The following is a 14,449-nucleotide window of genomic DNA, read 5'->3' as shown; positions in this document are numbered from 1 at the left end:
GGAAAAGGCGTAACAGACCGGGGGATGGACCGGAAAGGCGCGCAGTTTATCCCTTGGCGGCGGTTTTTTTTCAAGGAGCCCGAGTGCCGCTGCTCAAGGCGCGTAGGTGCTGACCCGATTGCGCCCGGCGTGCTTGGAGGCGTATAGCGCCTGGTCGGCCCATTCGATCAGGCAGCGGTGATCCCGGGCCGGGCGGTCGAGGCAGGCGATGCCCAGGCTGATGGTGAAGGCGATGGCCTGGCCGTTGTGGATCACCTGCTGCTGTTCTGCCGACTGGCGCAGGCGCTCGGCCAGGGTCTGGGCCCCGCTCAGGTCGGTGTGGGGCAGGAGGATGGCGAATTCCTCGCCGCCATAGCGCCCGGCCACATCGCTGTCGCGCACATGCTCGTGGATCAGCTGCGAGACGCGCTGAATCACCGCGTCCCCGGCCTGGTGCCCATGGCGATCGTTGATCGACTTGAAGTGGTCGATGTCCAGCATCAGCAGGGCGATGGCGCTGCCGTGGCGGCTGTACTCGAACGCCAGGCGCTGTTCCCAGTGACCGCGGTTGAACAGCTGGGTCAGGTGGTCGATGCGCGACAGGTGCTGCAACTGCCGGTTGGCCTGCTGCAGCGCCAGGCTGTTGATCGCCACGTCGGTGACGTCGTAGATCACCAGGCAGACGTGGTGGATCTCGCTGTTGGACGAGCGCAGCGGCAGCAGGGTGGTGTTCTGGTACATGAACTCGCCCTGGCCGGTGATCGGTTGGTAGTTCTTGAAGTGCACCAGGTACGGCCGTTGTTTCCAGATCGTGAAGGCCGGGGTGCCCAAGGCCACCACGCGGCTCACTTTGCGGCTGAACCAGGGCCGCTCGACCTCGGGAAACAGCGCGAAGAACGACTGGTCGATGGCCTGCTTGGAGGGCACGCCGGAGCGGTTCTCCATAAAGCTGTTCCACACCTGGACTTGGCAGTCGAGGTCGAGCACCACGATCCCCACGTCGATGCTCTGGACCACCGCCAGCAACCAGTGCAGCTCACTGAAATCCATTCGTTTGGGCATGGCTCAACTCATCAGGTAGGCGAGTTTCTGTTCCAGAAGGGGCATGGAGTCTTCGGTGAACAACAGCAACAGGTCGAAGTGGATGTTCTGTTCTTCCAGGCTGTAGCTGATCTCCACCGCCTGGGTCTTTTTCCAGCGCTGCTGATTGAGCACGATCAATTCGTCGATGCTGGTGTGCTCTCCCAGTACCTGGGGATGGCCCACGGAAAAGAACACGTCCAGCTGTTCGGCGATGCTGCTCAGGCAGGCGCCGATCAACACGCTGGAGAGGTCGATCAGCACTTCCATTTCCTGATAGGGATCGGTGCCTTGTTCCATCAGCTGGGCGATGTCCGCCACTTCCGAGTCGTAGAACAACAGCAAGGCTTCGCCGGCGATGCCGCTGCCGATGTAGCCCTGGCAGATGGCGGTCAGTTGCCGGGCCCGGTTGGCGTCGGCCAGGAGCATCTGCAACTCGCCGGCTTCGAGCACGTTGACGTGGGGAATCGGCAGGTGCACGAACACATCCAGCACCTTGGCGATCAGCGCCGCGGCGTAGCCCATGGAGACGTTGACGGTTTCCCGGAAGGCGTCGCGGAAGGTCACCACCGGGGGCGGCGAGGGCGCTATCGGATGCTTGGGCGGCGGGCTGTCCAGCAGTTGCAGTTGCTTGAGCAGGGCGCGCAACTGCTGGGGATCGAAGGGTTTCTTGAGAAAGGCCAGGGCACCCAGCTCGCGGGTGCGGCGCACGGCTTCTTCCTGGACGTCGCCGGAGATGACGATGATCCGCGCGTCGATGCCTTCTTCCTGCACGGCGCTCAACACCTGGTAACCGTCCATGAGCGGCATGGTCAGGTCCAGCAGCGCCACCTTGCCCAAGCCCCGGCGCAGTGCCTCCAGGCCCTCGCGCCCGTTGCAGGCCTGGGTCACCGATACCTGCCACTCGCTGGGCAGGGTCCGCAGCACCTGCTTTCTGGCCATGCTTGAGTCATCGCAGACGAGGAGGGGGATCATCGGGGTCGGACGCTCATTCGAAAAAATCCGTGGCGCGATAGTGTTCGGCAATGTGGCGAGTTATCGCTTTGATAAGGTGTTGCAGGGCTGTCCGTGCCGCGCCGAACTATAGTTCGCAGAGCGTCGCAAGAACAAGTCGCGGCTCATTGAGTTATTTGTTCCAGATCATTATCCGGTGGATTCAAGCGTCATATGACGGCCTGGGCTGCACTGGCGACATAGCGCGACTTTTCAATGGGTTATCAATATCGCTGGTTGTTTTCTGGCGTTTGAAAAATGACGCACTCTCCATGACTTGCAAGTTCAAGTGTGTAGTGCGGGTTGTACTCGTGGCAGTGGGCTCGGGGCATCAAGGGTTCTGTCGGCGCATGTTGCTCCAAGGTGCTCGAAGTGTGCTCGCGCCATTGTGCACACGGCCTGCTCGCTACCCTGTATATGCAACAAAACCTTGCGCGCCAGGCTCTCCGGTTCGAGGTTGAAAACGCCGCAGCCCGGATTCTGCGCCGCCTTGGCCGATGGCGGCGCCCGCCTGGGGCGTGGCGCAGAAAAATGTCAGATTTTGAGTCCCGGCCTGGACCTTTTTCCGCAATGCGCAATCATTACTGCGTGGAAAACATAAGGAGAGACGCATGTTCATCCGGTCATTGACCCTCGCAACTCTGCTCGCTGTCGCCGGCCCGGTCCTGGCTGCCGACAACGATGGCCCACTGACGCAGGACCTGGGCAAATCACGACCATTGATCGTGATCGCTCCCAGCACCGTGGACCCGACCCTGGTGAGCCTGAAGAAGTCCCTGGATGAGCCAGCCAACCGCCAAGCCTTCAACGAACGCAACATGGTCCTGTACACCGTGATCAACACCATCGGCCAGCGCGATGGCAAGGACATCGATCCGCAATCCACCATGGCCCTGATCCGCAGCCTCAAGCTCGGCGCCGGGGCGCAGACCAAGGTGATCCTGGTGGGCAAGGACGGCGAGAAGAAGCTGGAGCACTCCGGGGCCATCGAGCTCAAGGAAGTCTTCAGCGCCGTCGACCAGTTGCCGGCCGCGGAGAAGCAGGCCGCCGCACCGGCCCCGGCTCCCGAGCCCGAAGCCAAGCCGGCCAGCGCCAAAGCCGGTAAAGCGGCCAAGCCCGCCGCCGCTCCCAAGGCCCTGGACGATTGATCCGGGGCACCGGGGCGGGCCTGGGCCGCGCTCCGGTGTCGTTCAAGCAGCGTTGAGGAGCTGTTCCAGGCCCTGAACGATCTGCTCCACGTCAGCTTCATCGATCACCAAGGGCGGCAGCAGGCGAATGGTCTTGCCGCGGGTGACATTGATCAGCAAACCCTGATCCCTCGCGGCGATCTGCACCAGGTCCCGTGGCGTGTTGCGCAATTCGATGCCGACCATCAGGCCCCGCCCGCGAATCTCCAGGACCTGGGCATGGCCCTGCAATGCCTCCCGCAGGCGCCGCAACAGCAACGCACCCTGGCGCTCGGCATTGGCCAGCAGATCTTGCTCCTCGATGATCTCCAGCACGGTGCACGCCGCCCGACAGGCCAGGGGATTGCCGCCAAAGGTGCTGCCGTGGCTGCCGGGGGTGAACAGTTGCGCGGCCTTGCCTCGGGCCAGGCAGGCACCGATGGGAATGCCGTTGCCCAGGCCCTTGGCCAGGGTCATCACGTCTGGCACCACGCCTTCGTGCTGACAGGCGAACCAGCGTCCGGTGCGGCCGATGCCGCTCTGGATCTCGTCCAGCATCAGCAGCCAGTTGCGCCGGGTGCACAGCTCGCGCACGGCCTTGAGGTAGCCGGCGGGTGCCAGCCGGATGCCGCTCTCGCCCTGGATCGGCTCCATCAACACGGCGCAGATGCGTGGGCCATGCTCGGCAACGGCGGCCTCCAGCGCCTTGAGGTCAGCGAAGGGCACTCGGAGAAAGTCCCCTGGCAGCTGGCCGTAGTTCAGGCGCACGGCGGGTCCGTCGCTGGCGGCCAGGGTGCCCAGGGTGCGGCCATGGAAGGCGTCCTCCATGACCACAATCAGGGGCTGCTCGATGCCCCGGTGCCAGCCGTGCAGCCGCGCCAGCTTGAGGGCGGTTTCGTTGGCCTCGGCGCCCGAGTTGTTGAAAAAGGCCCGGTCCATCCCGGCCAGCGCGGTCAATCTGGCGGCCAGCTGCTGCTGCCAGTGGATGTCGTACAGGTTGGAGCTGTGCAGCAACAGGCCGGCCTGTTCGCTGATGGCCTTGACCAGTTTGGGGTGGGCGTGGCCGATCGCCGTTACCGCGACCCCGGCGATGGCGTCCAGGTACTCGCGCCCGGCCTGGTCCCAAAGTCGGCTGCCCAAACCCTTGCAGAAGCTCAGGGCCAGGGGCTGGTAGGTGCTCATCAGGCAGGCGGCGGTCATGGCGGGCGACTCCATCTTGTTGGGGGTGCGATCAGTATCGTTAGTCACCCAGGCTAGATAAACTCGGCAATTCTTTAATCATCTTGAAGTCAGGGTTGATAATGGATCTGTTCCAGGCGATGTCGGTGTACGTCAAGGTGGTGGAGGCGGGGAACATGACCGCTGCGGCCCGTGAGTGCGGCTTGTCCACCACCATGGTCGGCAATCATCTGCGGGCGTTGGAGCAGCGCCTTGGGGTGCGCCTGCTCAACCGCACCACGCGACGCCAGCGCCTCACCGAGTTCGGCACCGATTACTACCAGCGCTGCCTGGCGGTGCTGGGGCTGGTGGCGGACTCCGAGCGCCTGGCGGAGCAGGCCCAGGGCGAGCCTTCCGGGACCTTGCGCATCACCGCGCCGCTGACCTTTGGCACCGAGCGCCTGGCGCCGGCCTTGAGCGAGTTCCAGCAGCGCTGTCCGCAGGTCAAGGTGGAGCTGACCCTGGCCAACCAGCGTTTCGATCTGACCGATGGCGCTTTCGACGTGGCCGTGCGCCTGGGCAACCTGGACACTTCGGCGCTGATCGCCCGGCGCCTGCAGGACTACACCCTGACCATCTGCGCCGCCCCGGAGTACCTGGAGCGCTGCGGCACGCCGCAAGTCCCCGAAGACTTGAAGCAGCACAACTGCCTGGCGTTTGCCTATCCGGCCGGTGACGAGTGGAGTTCCACCGCCACCCAATGGCCCTTGCGCGGGCCCGAAGGCGATGTGCTGATTCCGGTATCCGGCTCGCTGCTGACCAACACCTCGTCCGGTCTGCACCGTGCGGCCCGGGGTGGGCTGGGGCTGGTGATGATGCCCGATGCGCTGGTGGAGGAGGACCTGCAGCAGGGCCGGCTGGTGCCGGTGCTGCAGGACTATCAGTTGCCGTTTCGGACCATGCACCTGCTGTATGCCCAGGACCGCTACCGCCTGCCCAAGCTGCGCCACTTTGTCGACTTCGCCCTGGAGAAGTGGGGGCGTCAGGCTGACTCGGAAGCCAGCAGCATCATCGCTGCCGACAAGGTATGAGCGTCGGTGATCCGCCCGGCGGCGATCATCGCCAGCAGCTCCTGGCGGCTGACCCACAGCACGCGGTCCACCTCGCCGTCGGTGGCGGCGCTCTGCTGTTCGGCGATTTGTACCTGACACACCGCCACCGCGCTGGCGATCAGCGAGGTGTTGCTGTGCAGCAGGCCCAGTTGGCGCACGGACGAAGCCTGGCGGCCGGTTTCTTCCAGCAGCTCCCGGGCCGCGGCGTCACAGGCGCTTTCCCCGGCATCGATGGCGCCCCGGGGAAACTCGATGGACTGGCCGCCAATGGCCCGGCGCTTGAGCTCTACCAGCATCAGCCGGCCATCGGCCAGGGTCGGTACGGCTACCACGCCGTTCACCGCCTGGGCTTCCTTGATGATGAAGTAGCCGTTTTCGCGGACCACCTTGAAGTACGGGGTTTCCAGCAGGCACTGGCTTTCGGTGACGGAACTCATGGGCGGCATTACTCCAGAAAACAACGATCGAACAGGTACAACTCGGTGGGCTTGAGCGTTTCCACCGTGGCTTGCGGGCGGCCACCATCGCCGCTTTTCTTGCGCCCGGTTTCCTGCAGGTAACCGGCCTCGCTCATCTTCAGCAGGCGCTGGCGGATGCTGGTCTTGAGCACCGGCCGTTGCAGCACCAGGGAGAAGATGCTCACCGCCTCGGGGGCGCTGAACTCGTTGCCGAGGAACATCAGCGGCAGGCTGCTGTACAGGGATTTGGAAAACAGCCGTTCCCGTGTCTGGGCCACCAGGCTGTTGTGGTCGAACGGCAACTTGAAGGCGCCGCTGGCCACCTCGCCAAGGGCAAAGAAACCCTGCTGCGGGCCCGGCTGCACCGGGTCGCTGACAATCCCCAGGTAGAAGGTCGAGGACGACCAGCAGCGCGGGTCGCGGAAGGCGTCGCCGACGGTGCCCACCTGTTCCAGCCAGGCCAGGGGCATGTCCACTTTGCTTGAGCGGCGCAGGCGTTCCACGGCGTCATTCAGGCTGCGGTCCTCGACATCGCCGTTGACCACGATGCCCGGCAGCGCCCAGTGTCCGGCGAATGGTTCGCTGTCCCGTTGGTGAAGGAGAATTTCCAGCTCGCAGCGCTCGCGGTTGTAGCGCAGCAGGCACAGGTCGATGGTGTGCAGGTAGGCGCTGGGGAGGGTGGGGCGGTCGTGCATATCAACTTCCGTGGGCGGCGTAGAGGCCGTAGTTTAGCGGATTCAGGCCCGGGGCCAGCCATTGGCTGGGCGGTGTTTCGCCCCGGGCCAGGCACTGGCGCAACACGCTGCTGCGCACTCCGGGCTGCTCCTCGATGCAGAGGATGGAAAAACGCTGCAGCAACTCTTCGCCGCGATGGAACCTGGGCAACTGCCGCGCCACGTCCTCGCCCACCACCAGGGCGATGCGCTTGCCGTCCAGGGCCAGGTCGTCGGCCAGGCGTTGCAGCAGGGTGAAGCTGTAGACCGGTCCCGGGTCGGCCAGGGCCAGCTGGCGCTCCAGGCGGCTGACCGCCAGCTCGGCGCGGCACTCGGGTTGCAGGTGCGCGGTGATCGCCTGCAACCAGTGGGCCCGTTGCTCGAAATCGGCCATGCGCTTGCCATCCGGGTGGCGAAAGCTGGGCACCACAAGAACCCGGCGAGCGTGGCGCGCGGCTTCGAGCATCACTTGGGCGTGTCCGGCATGGGGCGGGTTGAAGGCGCCGCCATAGAGGGCCAGTTCAAACATCTGCTTTTCCTCATTGGGTACATGACGTGTACCTTATCACCGCTTTTGCCTACGGAACATCTTCTTTTTGGCTTCCATGATCTTTATGGATTGAGTCGAAGGTTGAAAATAAATTGCGCGATGGCTTGCCATGAAAGTACATGACATGTACTTTGTGCTCCATGCAGAGGAGAGACCCAGCATGAACAGCCAAACGATGAAGACCGCTTCCTTCGATGTCGACGCGCAAAAAAGCTTCACCCCGCTGTGCCCGGACGAGCTGCCCGTGGCCGAAGGCGAGCGCATCGGCGGCGAACTGAATTTCATGGCGACCCTGGCCAGCCTGCGCATCGGCAGCAAGGATGCCCACAGTCCCCAGGCGCCCTGGGTGGTGGCCGGGCACGACCAGATGCTCCAGCCCACCGGCCTTGAGCATGCCGACCTGACCTGGGTCAGCCACTGCGTACCGGGCACCACTGGCTTCACCCTTTTGGACGAACTGCCCACGCCCTATGACTACGACTACTTCGTGTGGAAGGGCGTGGAGCCGGACCTGCACCCCTACGGCGCCTGCTACCACGACCTGCACGGCAAGCTGTCCACCGGGGTCATCGAGTACCTCAACAGCCAGGGCGTGCAACAGGTCATCGTCGGCGGCCTGGCCCTGGATTTCTGCGTCAAGACCACCGCCCTGCAACTGGCCGCCGCCGGTTTCAAGGTGATCATCCACCTGCCGGCATGCCGGGCCATCAGCGCCGAGGGCGCCACCCAGGCCATTGCCGACATGCAACAAGCGGGCATCACGGTTGCCGCGACCCGCGAAGAAACCGCCAGACTGGCCAAGGCTTGAGGAGTCATCATGGAAAGTGCATTCGACCGTAACAACGGCGTGATCCAGAGCCTGCTGGACACCGACTACTACACCTTCACCATGATGCAGGCGGTGCTGCACCAGCACCCCAATGTCGATGTGGAATACCAGTTCATCGTCCGTTCCAAAGAGTCCCTGGTGCACCTGATCCCCGAGATCCGCCAGGAACTGGAAAAGCTCGCCGGCCTGCAGATGCGCGAGGGCGAGCAGCGCTTTCTGTTCAACAAGCGCTTTCGTGAATACCTGACCCCGGACTTCGAGCAGTTTCTCGGCCTGTTCCGCTTCAACCTGCGCTACATCCACGTGGCGGCGGTCGATGGCCAACTGAGCATCCGCGTGCGTGGCCCGATGCTGCACTGCATCATGTTCGAACAGCCGGTACTGGCCATGGTCAGCGAGCTGCGCAACCGCGATAAATACCCCGAGGTGGAGCTGGAGGACGTCACCCGCCGGCTCTATCAGAAGTTCGAATGGCTGGAGAAAAACGCCAGCCGCGACGAACTCGCCGAGTTCCGCGTCTCGGATTTCTCCACCCGCCGGCGCCTGTCGTTCAAGGCCCAGCGCGAAGTGGTGAAGATCATGCGCAGCGATTTCCCCGGAGTCTTCGTCGGCACCAGCAATGCCCACCTGGCCTACGAGTTCGACCTGCCGCTGATCGGCACCATGGCCCACCAGTGGCTGATGGTGCACCAGCAACTGGGGCGGTTGCGGGAGAGCCAGAACGCCGCCCTGGAGAATTGGGTGCACGAGTATCGCGGACGCCTCGGCATCGCCCTGACCGACTGCATCAGCACCGACTTCTTCCTCAAGGACTTCGACCTGTACTTCGCCAAGCTCTACGACGGCCTGCGCCAGGATTCCGGGGACCCGATCCTCTGGGCCGACAAGGTCCTGGCCCGCTACCGCGAACTGGGCATCGATCCACGGACCAAGGACCTGATGTTCTCCGACGGGCTGAACTTCGAAAAATGCCTGCCGATCCTGCGTCACATGCGCGGTCAGGCCAGGTTCGGTTTCGGCATGGGCACCAGCCTGGCCTGCGATGTCGAAGGCGTCGAGCCACTGAGCATCGTGATGAAACTGGTGCGGGTGCACGGTGAACCGGTGGTGAAGTTCTCCGACGACCCGATCAAGAACGTCTGTGAAGATCCGTCGTTCCTGCGCTACGCGGCCCAGGTGTTCAACGTTGATCTTGCCCACTCGCCCCTGGAGGCCTGACATGAGCAGCCAAACCCAAGAACGCATTGCCCGGGAACTGGGCATCGACCGGCAACTGCTGCGCGGTGGCGAGGCCGCCGAGATCACCCGGCGCGTGGACTTTATCCAGCAAGTGCTGCGCGAGTCCGGTTGCAGCACCCTGGTGCTGGGCATCAGCGGCGGGGTCGACTCCCTGACCGCCGGCCGCCTGTGCCAGCTGGCGGTGGAGCAACTGCGCGGGGCAGGGCATGAGGCGCGGTTTATCGCCATGCGCCTGCCTTATAAAAGCCAGGCGGACGAAAGCGATGCCCAGGCGTCCCTGGACTTCATTGGCCCGGACAGCATCAGCACCTGCAACATTGCCGACAGCGTCGATGGAATGATGAAGCAGGTGCGGATCGACGGCCTGCAGCCTTCGCCGGCCCTCACGGATTTTGCCAAGGGCAACGTCAAGGCCCGGGCGCGAATGATCGCCCAGTACGCGGTGGCCAATTTCAGCAACGGCCTGGTGGTGGGCACCGACCACGGCGCCGAGGCGCTGATGGGGTTCTTCACCAAATACGGAGACGGCGCTTGCGATCTTGCCCCGCTGTCAGGCCTGACCAAGACCCAGGTGCGCCTGCTGGCCGACGCCCTTGGCGCCCCGAAGCATCTGGTGCACAAGGCCCCCACCGCGGATCTGGAGGAGCTGGCCCCGGGCAAGCTGGACGAAACGGCTTACGGTTGCAGCTACGAAGAAATTGACGCTTATCTGATGGGCCAAGCGGTGCCCGATAACGTGCGGCAACTGATTGAAAGCGCCTACCAGCGCACCGCCCACAAACGCGCCTTGCCCCGCAGTCCTGTAGACGCGGCGCTGTAGGAACGCGCGGGTGTGGTCTGCCGGATAGTCATCCTATGTGTCGTGCTGTACCCAATCCCGTAGGAGCCAGCTTGCTGGCGAATGTGCCCGCATGATCGCCTTCGCCGGTAAGTCGGCTACGGGATCGCGTCGTGTCGATCAGCGCAATAGCTGGCTGGCCAGCGAAAGGCCCCAGCCAACCACCGCCAACCTTCGGTTGTTCAATCCGGCCATTTGCGCAACGCCGCCCGGCAATTTTCGGTCAACTCCGGCATATGCTCGCGCACCTCGGACCAACCCAGCAGCGCCAGGGCTTCACGGGCACCTTCGCGCAGTGGCTGCCATTGCGGGTGCTGGAAGCCGTTGTCTTCCAGGGTTATTCCGTAAGCCTCCCGGCACAGCGCTTCACAGCCGCGCAACAGCGCCTGCAAGTGCGACAGCAGTTGCGGCGCCAGATTGGCCGGAAAATGCTTCACGAAGCCGTCCAGATATTCCAGGTAGTCGGACCACAGGTTGCACTCGGCGCAGCAGCCGATTTCCTCTCGTTGCCGTCCGGCTTCCAGGGCAAGGAACTCCAGGGCCACGCCCAGCTCTCCCAGCAGGATGATTTTTCGATACTCATCCTGGCCGTACCAGGTCCAGATATTCGAGGCGAGGGCGGTGTCAGGGGAGGCTGGTATTTCACCCATGCAGTGGGCCTTTGTATTGGGTTCGTACAGCGGTGTCCCGAACCTGTTCAGCTTCTGGAGCAACGGGTTATTCCCGGCCTTGAGCGGGGGCTGCGACATAGGCTGCCAGCCGTAGTAAGAGATATAGAGAGCAGCTCTAGCATGCCCACGCACGACATCCAACAGCATGCCTTTTAACTGACACTACCTTGAGCTGAGCATCAAGTGCCTCTTTAGCAATAGTATTTGTATTCTTATAGTGCTTGAATGGAAGAAAATAAATTAAATTCAAATTCTTTTTAGTCGTGTCGGTTGATAATAGCTATGCGAAAAGTGAATGTGGAGGTTTTATAGTTTCAGGAGTTTAATACTGATGTCTGAGCTATAAATGGGTGAGTGATAGGTTTTTATTGATTTTAATAAGGCTTGAGGTGCACGCAGGATGCACCCCAAGGTCGAATGGATTGTGTTTGTTTTGGCGCATTAATAATCAAGCTGCATCATATTTAACTGCTTGAGTCTTTACAGTCGGGCGAGATGGCGACCAACTTTTGCCAAGCCTCTGCGTAAATATGATTTCGTTTTTAGAGTGCGCCTTTGTATAGAGCTATAGTCTTCTCCGAAAATGTAAGAAATTGTGCCCGCGCAGGGAGCTGGAAGAGTGAGCTTAACCCCTGTTTGTTGTTCTATTTCGTTAAAGCGGTGTTTCCACAATCCATTTTCGGCAATACATATCTGGGAGCCCTCAATAATCTCCTTACGTAGAGTTTCATCTTTTAGCAGGCGGCGTGCTAATTCCCTTGCTTCTAAAGGGCTTTCATACATTGGAATATCAACATAATCCTTGCTGAAGTCAGCAATCCCCCGCTTACGATCAGATAGCAAGCACCCATTGGAGGCCATTATGTCCATGATACGCCATGGGAATCCGTCCGAAGCTTGAGAGTGCGAGACGCTGAGGCAAATTTTACTTGAGTTATAAATGTCTTGATTGTGCTTAAGTGAATATACTTTTTTCTGATCAAAGGACGCTGCTAAGTCAGGAAAATATTGTGCTGTCTCATGCCAATTAGTTGCGCCGTAAAGTGATAGGCCTTCTTCAGTCATAAGTGAGAGTGTAAGAATTCTATCTCTTGCGGAAAATGCGTGAATGAAATGTGATATTGGTAAATATGATTCGATGAAGTTGGCTTCTTTTTCTGAGAAAATGTCCATCGACGAAGTGTCATGGCGTAAAATGTTTAGAATCTGTAAAAGACGCTTTCTGTCTGGGAAGTCAAGTATGAGCTTTTCAAGACGTTTGTCATTCTGGAAGTTAGAGCCGATAAAAGATATATTTTTATCTACCAGAATAGTTTCTGCTTTAACTGACGTAGCAGGTAGCAGATGCAAAATTTTTCCTGCGTCTTTGCCAAAAAAAGCCTCAATTTCATGAAGGTCGCGCTTGAATGGTGCATAAAAATGAATTCTATTACCGTATGACTTGTTTTTTATAAGTTCTTTATCGTTGAGAAATGCGGCTGTGTCTGAAAGTAAAATAATAACTGGGCAGTCGGTGGCCTCATAAACAGCCTCGGGAACAGAGTTGTTACCGAAAATACAGAGGTCAGGTGAAAAGTCCTTAATATCCTGTATAAGTCGTTGGCGCTTGACATCTTTGTACATGGTGTTCGTGCCGTTCCACGCTTTGGGTATGAACGACGTAGAAATCATGTGCTTTACATTATGACCGCCTTCCTGAAAGCTCTTAGCTAGCCCTTCAAAGAAACACCCTGGAGTGAAGCGGCCATTCTCTACAATAGTTGAAAAGTGAGAAATAAGAATATTAGCCATTACAAATCTGCTTCGAAGGTTAGCTTAGACGAGGTTGCACAACCAATAGCTTGTTTAAAATCGCAAAGTCCGAAATTGGGGATGCTGAACTCTGTAGATGGGCCGATATCAAAAAAAACCTTACCTTTTTTACTGTAATAGTCAAAGATATGGTAGGCCATGAAATTCATTGGTTTAAGGTCTTCCGTATTTGGAAGATTCCCCCAGTATATTACTTGAACTTTGTCGGATGAAACTTCATAGACCATTGCCGAGGCAATAGGTTCGCGTGCTTTTGAGTAGACAATGAAGAAATCTGCTTTTATGACCTTTATTGTTTCTAGGATGTTTTCGTATGTCATCCATAAAGGGTAGTTTTTTGCTGCTCTATTCTCACGTATGACGTCATATACGGTTTTAATGTCGTCTGTCTTCTGAAAAGACAACTCGCTCCGAACTGCGGATCGCAGTTTTTGTCTGGCCTTCAAGTCTATAGTTGCTTCGTAGTCATCGCCAAAGCACTGAAGGTTGTATTGAAAATTCAGGTCGCATCCAGAAATTCTAAAGCCAGCATTATAAAAACTATTGTAAAGCCTGGCAATGTGACTTTCATCGTAAACGGTAGGTGGAAAAGTTATACGTACTTTTTTGAGGTCTTGAGCTTTTGCATATTCAAGTAAGGAAGATGCTATAGTGCTGTAAGAAGCTACCTTGTTGTTTTTTCCTATCTCTGAAAAGCAAGCGTAAGGTGCTGAAAATGGAGCGCGTAGCACTCCATCTTTGATGCCGGCAATGATTCCAAATCTGTTTTTTCCGTTGTTGAATACTAAGTGTTTTATAGAATCAACTTTGGCGGAGTTTAATTGGCAAAACTCTACGGTATCAAAAACTGAAAAGGGAGCCTTTACGGTTTTTTTGTATTCTTCAGGAGAAAGTTCTATGACATTCATTGGATTGTCAACTCTATCGCACCAAGACCGTCCTTCCCGAAGTAGTTGCCGCTATAAAAAAGCAAAGCTTTGGAGTCGGAAATCTTTACTGCGGCAGGAAAATAAATCATGTCACAATCAAATTCGTCTTCCGAGCCATACTCAATTCCGTCGAATACATGATCGATACGCTCCCAAGTATTGCAGTCTTTTGAGCGAGCGCAGCCTATGAAGTATTTCATGCCTTCAATGATCCGCCTTGTATAAAAGGCATAGTACATATCGCCCAAGCGTATGATTTGAGGGCGCCCCAGTCCGTGCTCTATGTCTAGGTCACATGTGAGGATTCTCTTTCCTGCCTTTTCCAGCTGAATTCCATCTGGAGATTTCTGGTAAAAGACATCATATACTGGGCGTAATTCTCCTAAGCACATGTGCCAAGAACTTCCAGCCGAATAAATTACGTGAAAACCTCCGTCCTCGGCTTTTTCTATCGACTGCCCAGCTCGAACAAACAGCCCCTCATCTGCTCGATCCATGACAGGTGCTTCGCTGTATCGTTGAAATGATTGGCCGCCATCATTGCTGATGGCTAGTCCACCAAAGTTATAATGACGAATTTTATGACCTAGCTGGAAACCTGTATAATAAAGGTATACTCGGCCATCATTAAAGTTATAGACGTGAGCAGGAAACACGCCATTTTCATCAAAACAACCAGCCTTTCCAATATCAAGAACTGGATTGTCTGATATTTTTAGTATCTCAGTCGGATTGTGTAAATTTACATCAATATAGCCAATCCGGGAAACTTTATCAGCTGTCCAGCAGCCCATATAGATTCGCACTGTGTCATTATCTAAGACAATTGGAGCGGGTGCCATCGTGTGCGTCCGCCACCAATCGGTATTTCCTTCGGGCTTGAATATAAAGCCCAGCTTGTTTACCTTGATCATATTGAACC

At 58.2% G+C, this 14,449-nt stretch carries 15 protein-coding genes; 5 read left to right on the top strand and 10 right to left on the bottom strand.

What is annotated here, in order from left to right:
* Positions 1 to 93: 93 nt before the first annotated feature.
* Together GGI48_RS02570 and GGI48_RS02565 are read right to left on the bottom strand one after the other, a co-directional pair.
* Positions 94 to 1,041, bottom strand: coding sequence for a sensor domain-containing diguanylate cyclase (locus GGI48_RS02570; RefSeq protein WP_047303736.1), 948 nt, complete (start codon positions 1,039 to 1,041; stop codon positions 94 to 96).
* 3 nt (positions 1,042 to 1,044) lie between these two features.
* Entirely contained in the window at positions 1,045 to 2,034 is a 990-nt protein-coding gene (locus GGI48_RS02565; RefSeq protein ID WP_103740033.1) for a response regulator, read from the bottom strand.
* Between the two features lie 629 nt (positions 2,035 to 2,663).
* On the opposite strand from GGI48_RS02565, the gene GGI48_RS02560 reads away from it, so the two are divergent.
* Positions 2,664 to 3,200: a DUF4174 domain-containing protein gene (locus GGI48_RS02560; RefSeq protein ID WP_016965213.1), complete on the top strand. Its 537-nt coding sequence runs from the start codon at positions 2,664 to 2,666 to the stop codon at positions 3,198 to 3,200.
* Between the two features lie 42 nt (positions 3,201 to 3,242).
* Here GGI48_RS02560 and GGI48_RS02555 read toward each other — a convergent pair whose 3' ends face one another.
* Positions 3,243 to 4,418, bottom strand: a complete 1,176-nt coding sequence (locus GGI48_RS02555) for an acetylornithine transaminase (RefSeq protein WP_179596799.1) — start codon at positions 4,416 to 4,418, stop codon at positions 3,243 to 3,245.
* 101 nt (positions 4,419 to 4,519) lie between these two features.
* On the opposite strand from GGI48_RS02555, the gene GGI48_RS02550 reads away from it, so the two are divergent.
* Positions 4,520 to 5,467, top strand: coding sequence for a LysR family transcriptional regulator (locus GGI48_RS02550; RefSeq protein ID WP_016962668.1), 948 nt, complete (start codon positions 4,520 to 4,522; stop codon positions 5,465 to 5,467).
* Here GGI48_RS02550 and GGI48_RS02545 read toward each other — a convergent pair.
* From GGI48_RS02545 to GGI48_RS02535, 3 genes are read right to left on the bottom strand one after another with little or no spacing between them, the layout of a single operon-like run.
* Positions 5,419 to 5,925: an NUDIX hydrolase gene (locus tag GGI48_RS02545; protein WP_179596797.1), complete on the bottom strand. Its 507-nt coding sequence runs from the start codon at positions 5,923 to 5,925 to the stop codon at positions 5,419 to 5,421. The genes GGI48_RS02550 and GGI48_RS02545 overlap by 49 nt on opposite strands.
* An 8-nt stretch (positions 5,926 to 5,933) precedes the next feature.
* Complete coding sequence (locus tag GGI48_RS02540; protein WP_016962670.1) at positions 5,934 to 6,641, bottom strand: NUDIX hydrolase; 708 nt, start codon at positions 6,639 to 6,641, stop codon at positions 5,934 to 5,936.
* Between the two features lies 1 nt (position 6,642).
* Positions 6,643 to 7,188: an adenylyltransferase/cytidyltransferase family protein gene (locus tag GGI48_RS02535; RefSeq protein ID WP_179596795.1), complete on the bottom strand. Its 546-nt coding sequence runs from the start codon at positions 7,186 to 7,188 to the stop codon at positions 6,643 to 6,645.
* Between the two features lie 181 nt (positions 7,189 to 7,369).
* On the opposite strand from GGI48_RS02535, the gene GGI48_RS02530 reads away from it, so the two are divergent.
* From GGI48_RS02530 to nadE, 3 genes are read left to right on the top strand one after another with little or no spacing between them, the layout of a single operon-like run.
* Complete coding sequence (locus tag GGI48_RS02530) at positions 7,370 to 8,017, top strand: nicotinamidase (protein WP_179596793.1); 648 nt, start codon at positions 7,370 to 7,372, stop codon at positions 8,015 to 8,017.
* 9 nt (positions 8,018 to 8,026) lie between these two features.
* Positions 8,027 to 9,256, top strand: coding sequence for a nicotinate phosphoribosyltransferase (pncB, locus tag GGI48_RS02525; RefSeq protein WP_016962673.1), 1,230 nt, complete (start codon positions 8,027 to 8,029; stop codon positions 9,254 to 9,256).
* A gap of 1 nt (position 9,257) precedes the next feature.
* Positions 9,258 to 10,097, top strand: a complete 840-nt coding sequence (gene nadE, locus GGI48_RS02520) for an ammonia-dependent NAD(+) synthetase (protein WP_179596791.1) — start codon at positions 9,258 to 9,260, stop codon at positions 10,095 to 10,097.
* Between the two features lie 200 nt (positions 10,098 to 10,297).
* Here the strand turns inward: nadE and GGI48_RS02515 are convergent, their stop codons facing one another.
* The 4 genes from GGI48_RS02515 to GGI48_RS02500 form a co-directional block, all read right to left on the bottom strand.
* On the bottom strand, positions 10,298 to 10,765 hold the full coding sequence (locus GGI48_RS02515) for a hypothetical protein (RefSeq protein ID WP_179596789.1): 468 nt from the start codon (positions 10,763 to 10,765) through the stop codon (positions 10,298 to 10,300).
* A 501-nt stretch (positions 10,766 to 11,266) separates the two neighbouring features.
* Positions 11,267 to 12,577: a glycosyltransferase gene (locus GGI48_RS02510; RefSeq protein WP_179596787.1), complete on the bottom strand. Its 1,311-nt coding sequence runs from the start codon at positions 12,575 to 12,577 to the stop codon at positions 11,267 to 11,269.
* Complete coding sequence (locus GGI48_RS02505; RefSeq protein WP_179596785.1) at positions 12,577 to 13,506, bottom strand: hypothetical protein; 930 nt, start codon at positions 13,504 to 13,506, stop codon at positions 12,577 to 12,579. Before GGI48_RS02505 ends, GGI48_RS02510 begins: the two co-directional genes overlap by 1 nt.
* The gene (locus GGI48_RS02500) at positions 13,503 to 14,441 is read right to left on the bottom strand and encodes a hypothetical protein (protein WP_179596783.1); all 939 of its coding nucleotides are present in this window, start codon (positions 14,439 to 14,441) and stop codon (positions 13,503 to 13,505) included. Before GGI48_RS02500 ends, GGI48_RS02505 begins: the two co-directional genes overlap by 4 nt.
* Positions 14,442 to 14,449: the final 8 nt, after the last annotated feature.

The sequence above is a fragment of the Pseudomonas protegens genome, assembly GCF_013407925.2.
GTDB classification, from domain to species: domain Bacteria; phylum Pseudomonadota; class Gammaproteobacteria; order Pseudomonadales; family Pseudomonadaceae; genus Aquipseudomonas; species Aquipseudomonas fluorescens_AP.
The sequence above is the reverse complement of the archived record's forward strand: the minus strand, read 5'-3'. Positions and strand labels throughout refer to the sequence as shown.

Coding starts and splice junctions, on each gene's coding strand:
- GGI48_RS02570 (WP_047303736.1), bottom strand. CDS start 1,041: ATGCCCAAACGAATGGATTTCAGTGAGCTGCACTGGTTGCTGGCGGTG.
- GGI48_RS02565 (WP_103740033.1), bottom strand. CDS start 2,034: ATGATCCCCCTCCTCGTCTGCGATGACTCAAGCATGGCCAGAAAGCAG.
- GGI48_RS02560 (WP_016965213.1), top strand. CDS start 2,664: ATGTTCATCCGGTCATTGACCCTCGCAACTCTGCTCGCTGTCGCCGGC.
- GGI48_RS02555 (WP_179596799.1), bottom strand. CDS start 4,418: ATGACCGCCGCCTGCCTGATGAGCACCTACCAGCCCCTGGCCCTGAGC.
- GGI48_RS02550 (WP_016962668.1), top strand. CDS start 4,520: ATGGATCTGTTCCAGGCGATGTCGGTGTACGTCAAGGTGGTGGAGGCG.
- GGI48_RS02545 (WP_179596797.1), bottom strand. CDS start 5,925: ATGAGTTCCGTCACCGAAAGCCAGTGCCTGCTGGAAACCCCGTACTTC.
- GGI48_RS02540 (WP_016962670.1), bottom strand. CDS start 6,641: ATGCACGACCGCCCCACCCTCCCCAGCGCCTACCTGCACACCATCGAC.
- GGI48_RS02535 (WP_179596795.1), bottom strand. CDS start 7,188: ATGTTTGAACTGGCCCTCTATGGCGGCGCCTTCAACCCGCCCCATGCC.
- GGI48_RS02530 (WP_179596793.1), top strand. CDS start 7,370: ATGAACAGCCAAACGATGAAGACCGCTTCCTTCGATGTCGACGCGCAA.
- pncB (WP_016962673.1), top strand. CDS start 8,027: ATGGAAAGTGCATTCGACCGTAACAACGGCGTGATCCAGAGCCTGCTG.
- nadE (WP_179596791.1), top strand. CDS start 9,258: ATGAGCAGCCAAACCCAAGAACGCATTGCCCGGGAACTGGGCATCGAC.
- GGI48_RS02515 (WP_179596789.1), bottom strand. CDS start 10,765: ATGGGTGAAATACCAGCCTCCCCTGACACCGCCCTCGCCTCGAATATC.
- GGI48_RS02510 (WP_179596787.1), bottom strand. CDS start 12,577: ATGGCTAATATTCTTATTTCTCACTTTTCAACTATTGTAGAGAATGGC.
- GGI48_RS02505 (WP_179596785.1), bottom strand. CDS start 13,506: ATGAATGTCATAGAACTTTCTCCTGAAGAATACAAAAAAACCGTAAAG.
- GGI48_RS02500 (WP_179596783.1), bottom strand. CDS start 14,441: ATGATCAAGGTAAACAAGCTGGGCTTTATATTCAAGCCCGAAGGAAAT.